Genomic DNA, 1,263 nt, shown 5'->3' on the forward strand with positions numbered 1-1,263 from the left:
GCGGTACTTCTGCAATGCGATGAAGCAATTGAATTTGATGCGATTGACAATCGACCTGTCGACCTTTTGTTTGCACTCCTTGTACCAGAAGAACAGTGCAAAGAGCACCTCAAGACTCTATCCTCTATGGCAGAACGTCTGAGCGACAAGCAAGTACTGAAATTGCTACGCAATGCTCAGAGTGATGAAGAACTTTACGACATCATGATTCACCAATAAGCAGGACGATCACCATGCGATTAATTGTTGTTAGCGGGCACTCTGGTGCAGGCAAAAGTGTTGCGTTGCGCGTGCTAGAGGACTTGGGGTACTACTGTGTCGACAACCTACCAGTAAACCTATTGGATGCGTTTGTACATTCCATCGCTGACAGCAAGCAAAATGTTGCGGTGAGCATTGATATCCGCAACATCCCAAAAAAGCTCAAAGAACTGACTGGCACATTAGAGCAGCTAAAAACTGAACTCGATGTAACCGTACTTTTCTTAGACGCCAATAAGGAAACCTTGCTCAAACGCTACAGCGAAACTCGTCGCATCCACCCGCTATCATTAGGCGGTCAGTCGCTATCGCTCGATCAAGCTATCGAGCGAGAAAAAGAGATCCTGACACCACTAAAAGCGCATGCGGATTTAATCCTCAACAGTAGCGGTCAGTCTTTGCATGAACTGAGTGAAACAGTTCGCATGCGAGTAGAAGGACGTGATCGCAAAGGCTTGGTGATGGTCTTTGAATCATTCGGCTTTAAATACGGCCTTCCGTCTGATGCAGATTACGTATTTGATGTGCGATTCCTACCAAACCCACACTGGGAACCTGCACTGCGCCCACTGACGGGGTTAGATGCTCCTATCGCTGCGTTTTTGGAACAGCACCAGTCGGTATTGAGCCTCAAGTACCAGATAGAAAGTTTTATTGAAACTTGGCTACCTTTGCTCGAAAAAAATAATCGCAGCTATCTCACCGTAGCCATTGGCTGTACTGGCGGCAAGCACCGCTCAGTGTATTTAACCCAACAGATTGGCGAGTACTTTGCGGATAAAGGGCATCAAGTTCAGATTCGTCACACCTCGCTCGAGAAAAATGCTAAGGAGTAGCAGTGGAGTTAAGTCGTAAAGTATTGATTCAAAATCGTCTTGGGTTACACGCGCGCGCCGCAGTTAAGTTGGTAGAACTTGCGCAAAGCTTTGATGCTGTAGTAACCATCGACAACGAAGAAGACAAAACCGCCACCGCAGACAGCGTGATGGGGCTGTTGATGTT

At 47.1% G+C, this 1,263-nt stretch carries 3 protein-coding genes; all 3 read left to right on the forward strand.

Features of this window, described 5'->3' with window-relative positions:
• Positions 1-219, forward strand: a 219-nt coding sequence (locus tag R8N28_RS25385) for a PTS sugar transporter subunit IIA (RefSeq protein WP_318183678.1), incomplete at its 5' end; no start/stop codon positions are given.
• A 14-nt stretch (positions 220-233) separates the two neighbouring features.
• The gene (gene rapZ, locus R8N28_RS25390) at positions 234-1,097 is read left to right on the forward strand and encodes an RNase adapter RapZ (protein WP_182021047.1); all 864 of its coding nucleotides are present in this window, start codon (positions 234-236) and stop codon (positions 1,095-1,097) included.
• 2 nt (positions 1,098-1,099) lie between these two features.
• Positions 1,100-1,263 (forward strand): HPr family phosphocarrier protein (locus R8N28_RS25395; protein ID WP_318183679.1); only part of this gene is annotated, 164 nt, incomplete at its 3' end.

The organism is Vibrio sp. Vb1554 (assembly GCF_033344235.1).

Excerpts from the sequence above, each read along its gene's own strand:
- rapZ (WP_182021047.1), top strand. The coding sequence starts at position 234 with ATGCGATTAATTGTTGTTAGCGGGCACTCTGGTGCAGGCAAAAGTGTT.